Source organism: Halomonas sp. BC04, from assembly GCF_000568385.1.
Genome location: NZ_AZQX01000128.1, coordinates 1 through 5,769 on the forward strand (window position 1 = coordinate 1; position 5,769 = coordinate 5,769).

At 65.6% G+C, this 5,769-nt stretch carries 8 protein-coding genes and 1 pseudogene; 4 read left to right on the forward strand and 5 right to left on the reverse strand.

Annotation, left to right across the window (positions count from 1 at the left end; genetic code table 11):
- Nucleotides 1-550 (forward strand): annotated as a pseudogene (locus Q427_RS29930) (sodium:solute symporter); the annotation flags it as partial.
- Complete coding sequence (locus Q427_RS09015) at nucleotides 550-1,245, forward strand: TenA family protein (protein WP_043513116.1); 696 nt, start codon at nucleotides 550-552, stop codon at nucleotides 1,243-1,245. The pseudogene Q427_RS29930 and the gene Q427_RS09015, both read left to right, overlap by 1 nt.
- Nucleotides 1,246-1,301: 56 nt before the next feature.
- On the opposite strand, the gene Q427_RS09020 is transcribed toward Q427_RS09015, so the two are convergent.
- Complete coding sequence (locus Q427_RS09020; RefSeq protein WP_043513119.1) at nucleotides 1,302-1,706, reverse strand: helix-turn-helix domain-containing protein; 405 nt, start codon at nucleotides 1,704-1,706, stop codon at nucleotides 1,302-1,304.
- The gene (locus Q427_RS09025) at nucleotides 1,703-1,996 is read right to left on the reverse strand and encodes a type II toxin-antitoxin system HigB family toxin (protein WP_043513129.1); all 294 of its coding nucleotides are present in this window, start codon (nucleotides 1,994-1,996) and stop codon (nucleotides 1,703-1,705) included. The genes Q427_RS09020 and Q427_RS09025 overlap by 4 nt, the downstream gene beginning before the upstream one ends.
- 144 nt (nucleotides 1,997-2,140) lie before the next feature.
- Here Q427_RS09025 and ilvD point away from each other — a divergent pair, with 144 nt between their 5' ends.
- Both ilvD and Q427_RS09035 read left to right on the forward strand, forming a co-directional pair.
- A complete protein-coding gene (gene ilvD, locus Q427_RS09030) occupies nucleotides 2,141-3,829 on the forward strand; it encodes a dihydroxy-acid dehydratase (RefSeq protein ID WP_043513122.1) in 1,689 nt (562 codons plus the stop codon).
- 101 nt (nucleotides 3,830-3,930) lie between these two features.
- Entirely contained in the window at nucleotides 3,931-4,119 is a 189-nt protein-coding gene (locus Q427_RS09035; RefSeq protein ID WP_043513123.1) for a hypothetical protein, read from the forward strand.
- A gap of 94 nt (nucleotides 4,120-4,213) precedes the next feature.
- Here Q427_RS09035 and Q427_RS09040 read toward each other — a convergent pair whose 3' ends face one another.
- The 3 genes from Q427_RS09040 to Q427_RS33670 form a co-directional block, all read right to left on the reverse strand.
- A complete protein-coding gene (locus Q427_RS09040) occupies nucleotides 4,214-4,591 on the reverse strand; it encodes a DUF5362 family protein (RefSeq protein ID WP_043513126.1) in 378 nt (125 codons plus the stop codon).
- Nucleotides 4,592-4,697: 106 nt separating this feature from the next.
- Nucleotides 4,698-5,240 (reverse strand): PhnE/PtxC family ABC transporter permease, encoded by a 543-nt coding sequence (locus tag Q427_RS33665; protein WP_231613575.1) that lies wholly within the window; start codon nucleotides 5,238-5,240, stop codon nucleotides 4,698-4,700.
- On the reverse strand, nucleotides 5,222-5,769 hold a 548-nt coding region (locus tag Q427_RS33670; protein WP_442905469.1), incomplete at its 5' end, for a PhnE/PtxC family ABC transporter permease. The genes Q427_RS33670 and Q427_RS33665, both read right to left, overlap by 19 nt.

The following is a 5,769-nucleotide window of genomic DNA, read 5'->3' on the forward strand; positions in this document are numbered from 1 at the left end:
GGCGAGCCGCCGATTCCCTTCTTCGCGTTGCTCTCCGCCGCGCCGGCCTGGCTGGGCCTGCCGGCCCTGGTGCTGGCGGTCACCCTGGTGGCCTCCAGCGTGGATACCCTGCAGAACGCCATCGCCTCCATGTCGGTGGCCAGCGCCGGGCGGCGCGGTCTCTCGGTGCGGGGGGCGCGGCTGGTCACGGTGGCGCTGATGTTGCCGGTGATCTGGGTGGCCCTGCAGGCTTCTCGGTGCTGCGCCTGTTCCTGATCGCCGACCTGCTCTGCGCGGCCATCGTGGTGCCGGTGCTGCTGGGCCTGTGGCGGCGCATGTCACCGCTGGCGGCGGTGGCCGGCGGCGTGGCGGGCCTGCTCGGTGCTATCCTGCCGGGCTGGATAAGCCAGGGAAGCCTGGCCGCCGGTATCCTAGCGGCGAGCTTCCCGGACAGCATTCCGACCCTGGCGCCTTTCCTGGGGGCGCTGGTCGCCTCCACCTGGCCAGCCTGCTGATCGCCTGGCTGCGCCCGGGGTCCAAGTTTCACCTGGCAAGCAAGGGAGACGCCTGATGACGACACGCTCTGACTGGAACGCCTGGGCCGCCGGCAGCGAATCGGCGCGCATCACCGACTGGCTGCGCGAGATCAGCGAGCCGGACTGGTCGGCCACCGTGAACCACCCGCTGTTCGACGCCCTGGCCGAGGGACGGCTGTCGGGTGACGACTTCGCCGCCTACATGGTGCAGGACTACGGCTTCGTCGATCCCTTCACCGCACTGATCGGCCACGCCATCGGCCAGGCGCCGAGCATGGCGGACCGGGTGGTACTGGGACAGTTCATGGGCATGCTGACCAGCGACGAGAACAGCACCTTCCAGCGCACCTTCGAGGCCTTTGATGTGCCGGTGGCCCAGCGCGAGGCGCCGGACTTCCTGCCGGAGACACTGGCCTTTCGCGAGTTGCTGCGCGATACCGGCCAGGGCGGCCGCTACGCCGAGATCCTGGCGGTGCTGGTGGTCACCGAGTGGGTCTATCTCGAGTGGGCGCTGCGCGTGACCCCCGTAGACGGGTTGCATCCGCTGATGGGGGAGTGGATCGGCCTGCACGACAATCACGCCTTCCAGGAGTTCGTGGCCTGGCTGCGCCGCCGCCTGGACGAGGAGGCAGCGGCGCTCGATGACGCCGCCTTCGCCCGCCTGGCCGAGCGTTTCCGCGATACCGTGGCGAAGGAGCGTGCCTTCCACGACGCCGTGCAGCCGCGCTGAGTGGGCTGACCAGAGAACAGTAACAATGCCTCCTCCGGGCTTGGGTGGGCAGAAACTCAGTCGAGGAAGAGGTCGGCAGGCAGTCCGAAATGTTGTGTCAGGGCCTTGATCTGGCGGACGTTCAGATGCCGCTTGCCGGAAAGGATCTCGGAGATAACCGATTGGGTGCCGACCTCCGGCAGGCTCGACTGGTCGAGGCCATGCCACTGCATCAAGTGGCGGAGCATGTCGGCTCCTCTGACCTCCGGCATCGGACGGTGAGCGTTGTCGTACTCCTCGATAAGATCGCCCATGTGCGAGGCGAGGCTCGCCAGGGGGTGTTCCTCGTCGTCACCGGTCAGCGCCAGGACTTCGTCCAGCGCCTCGACAAGGGCGTCATAATCCTCCTCGGACTCGGGTGCGTTGAGCAGAGGTGCCACGAAGCGCCAGTGGGCTGCTGCCTGTTGAACGAGACTGGTCATTTCGACTCCTTCCAGTTGCCCTTGTCATAGTCGGTATGATCGAGCACGTGCTGGATGTAAATCTTGCTGAAGCGATAATGCACAATGGCAATCAGGCGAATCTTGTTGCCCCCGATATCGAAGACATGTTGAGAACCGACCTTGTCCGTGGCCGGGAACAGGGCCTTCATTTCGGCAAAGGTGCGTGGCTCGCTCGACTTCATCAGTCGATACCAGGCGTCCAGTGCGGATGCTGCCTGAGGCCACTTCTGCTTGGCTTCCCAGATTCGCTTCTGGGTGATGATATGCACGGCGATCTCCATATCGCAATATGCGATAGAGTGTAGCCTTCATCTCTCTTTCCGGCAATCCTGTAGGCTCAAGGCATGGACAGCCATCCTGTCTGCGGTCCACCCTCTCTCTATTACCCCTGAACAACGATATGAGGAAGCGTCATGAGCGATACGCCAGAGGATCCGCGCCGCCGTCACTCCGCCCCGGTAGTGGATGGTGTCGGCAAGTCCGCCAGCCGAGCCATGCTGCGTGCCGTGGGCTTCACCGACGACGATTTCAAGAAACCCCAGGTGGGCATCGCTTCCACCTGGAGCAATCTCACGCCCTGCAACAGCCATATCCATACCCTCGCCGAGCGGGCCAGTGACGGCGCCGACGCGGCCGGCGGCAAGGGGGTGATCTTCAATACCATCACCGTCTCCGACGGCATCGCCAACGGCACCGAGGGCATGAAGTACTCGCTGGTGTCGCGGGAGGTCATCGCCGACTCCATCGAGACCGTGGCCGGCTGCGAGGGCTTCGACGGCCTGGTGGCCATCGGCGGCTGCGACAAGAACATGCCGGGCTGCGTGATGGGGCTGGCGCGGCTGAATCGCCCCAGCGTGTTCGTCTATGGCGGCACCATCCTGCCCGGCGAGGGACACACCGATATCGTCTCGGTATTCGAGGCCGTGGGCGCCTACACCCGTGGCGATCTGGACCTGATCCAGGTGAAGCAGATCGAGGAGAAGGCGATTCCCGGCCCCGGCTCCTGCGGCGGCATGTACACGGCCAATACCATGGCCTCGGCCATCGAGGCGCTGGGCATGAGCCTGCCGGGGAGCTCGGCACAGAATGCCGTCTCCCAGGCCAAGCAGGACGACTGCGAGGCGGCCGGTGCCGCGGTGCTGGAGCTGCTCGCCCAGGACATCAAGCCCTCCGACATCATGACCGGCGACGCCTTCGAGAACGCCATCACCGTGGTCATCGCCCTGGGCGGCTCCACCAATGCGGTGCTGCACCTGATCGCCATGGCCAATACCGTGGGCGTGCCGCTCTCGCTGGAGGATTTCACCGAGATCGGCAAGCGGGTGCCGGTACTCGCCGACCTGCGCCCCAGCGGCCACTACATGATGAGCGAGCTGGTGGCGATCGGCGGCATCCAGCCGCTGATGAAGATGCTGCTCGATGCCGGTCTGCTCCATGGCGACTGCCTGACCGTGACGGGCCGGACGCTTGCCGAGAACCTGGCGGATGTGGCGCCCTATCCCGAGGGGCAGTCGATCATCGCGCCGCTGTCGGCGCCGTTGAAGGCCGAGAGTCACCTGCGGGTCCTCTACGGCAACCTGGCGCCCGAAGGGGCAGTGGCCAAGATCACCGGCAAGGAGGGCACACGCTTTACCGGCAGTGCACGGGTGTTCGGCTCGGAGGAGGAGGCCCAGGCACGCATCAACGACGGCACCGTGGTAGCCGGCGACGTGGTGGTGATCCGCTACGAGGGGCCGAAGGGCGGGCCCGGCATGCGTGAGATGCTGACCCCGACCTCGGCGATCATGGGCCGGGGGCTGGGCAACGACGTGGCGCTGATCACCGACGGGCGCTTCTCCGGCGGCAGCCACGGCTTCGTGGTGGGCCATGTGTCCCCCGAGGCCTTCGATGGCGGGCCGCTGGCGCTGGTGGAGAATGGCGACACCATCACCATCGATGCCGAGGCCAATACCATCGAGATGGCGGTGGATGACGGCGAGATGCAGCGGCGTCGGGCCGCCTGGCAGCAGCCGGCACCGCGCTACACCCGTGGCGTACTGGCCAAGTATGCTCGCACGGTCAGCTCCGCCTCCACCGGCGCGGTGACCGACCTGCCGGACTGAGCCCTCCGGTCCGGCATCGGGTGGTTTGGCAAGTGGGTGGCACTAGGCTAGCTTGATGAGACACGGTCGATGCCAAGACTTTCCTGAAACGAGGAGGCCGCATGCCCAAGACCGGACCGAAACAAGCCCGAGTGGAGCCGATCCGTGATGCCGAGGACATGAACCTGCCGGTTACCGGCTGGCATGTCATCGACGAGACGGACCCCAGCAACGAGGTCGTGATCTCGGAGCACGAGACCGAGGCAGAGGCGATCCGCACCGCCGAAGAGTTCGAGCAGCGCGAGGAGTGAGCCTGAGCGAACCAGGCCGGCACTCAGCTATTGGGCTGTGTGTCGGTCGTGCTCCTGTGTTCGCGCTGATGTGTTCGCATGGGCGCCGAGGCGGCTACATACCCATCCTGCCCATTCCCTCCATCATGCCGCTCATGCCGGCCATTCCGATGACCATGCCACCCACGGCGAGAATCAGGTAGATCAGGATCAGTACGCCGAAGATGGTGAAGTAGGTCTTCAGTTTGCCCATGGCAATTTTCATCTCGCCAGGCTCCCCGCTGTTGTAGACACGGCTAGCCGAGCCTGCGGCCTGCATCAGTACCACGCCGGCCCAGATCGGGATCCATGCCACGATCAGGCCGATAATGGAAAGGGCCGTCAAGATTCCCGACAGGATCAGCATCACCCCGGTGAGCTGCATCCAGAACTTGCCTCGATGAAGCGGCTCGATAAGGTCGCGTAAGCTTGCTTGCGGGCTGCCCTGTTCCATGAAGTTCCCCCTGTCACGGTGATGGTTGCGAGACTTGCCACTATCATGCCGTCCTGGCTGGATGTCACTCTCCGTTTGAAGGGGGCGTTCACCCCTGCCATGCGCTTCAGGGCTCGCTGCGGGCCGTGTGGCTCAGGTGCAAGCGGGCACGCAGATGCCGGGCCAGGATATCCACCCCGATGTTGAGCAGCGCGGTGATCAGGATGAGCACCATGGCGCGGTCGAAGCGCAGTTCCTGGATGGCACTGTCGACGTAGAAGCCCAGTGTGGCGATACCGAGAATGCCCAGTATCGCCGTCTCGCGCATGATGATCTCCCAGCGGTAGAAGAGCAGCGCCAGGAAGGGGCCATAGACCCGTGGCGCCACCTCGTAGGCGTAGCGGTTCATGCCGCCTGGGGCGTCCTGACGCAGGGAGATCTCGTTGCTGCGGCGCCCGACCAGGTGGCCGATGATGCCGCCATTGTGCAGCGCAAGGGCAACCACCGCCGGCAGCATCGAGGGCCCCCACAGCTGCAGCAGGATGAAGGCCAGCAAATACTCGGGGGTGGAGCGCATCACCACCAGCACGCCATGCCCCAGGGCGCCGCGCACCCGGCCGCTGAAGTGACGCCCGGTGAAATGGTGGGAGATCAGCGGAAACAGCGCCATAGCCAGCACCCCGGTGAGCACCAGGCGATCTGGGTCAGCAGCAGGGTGTTCCAGATGCCGGGCAGGGCCTGGCCCAGGAGAAGATCACTGAACCAGGGCCAGAGGCCCTCGAGCCCCTCTCCGCGGCGCAACGGCGCCGGCACGATGTCGTGGGTGAAGAAGCGCGAGACATTGCTCCACATGATCGGCAGGCCGGTGCCCAGCAGGAAGGGTGAGGCCAGCAGGTAGACAGGCAGCAGCCGTGGCCTCGCCCATAGCCGCAGGCTGGCGATGAGCGCATAGAAGAGCAGCAGCAGGGCCCCCACCGTGCCGTAGTGACCCTGGGCGAAGGCGCCGGCGAGGTGAAAGCCCAGGGTCGGCATGCCGACGAAACCGATCACCGCACTGGAGCGCAGGCCGCACTCCAGCCGGTAGGCCGTGTAGCTGACCAGGTGGGGCCAGGCCTGGCTGATACGGGTATAGACCAGCGCCGAGAGCCGTCCGGCACGCTGGGGCAGGGTGCGCTCCGGCTGCGGGTCGCATTCGTCGA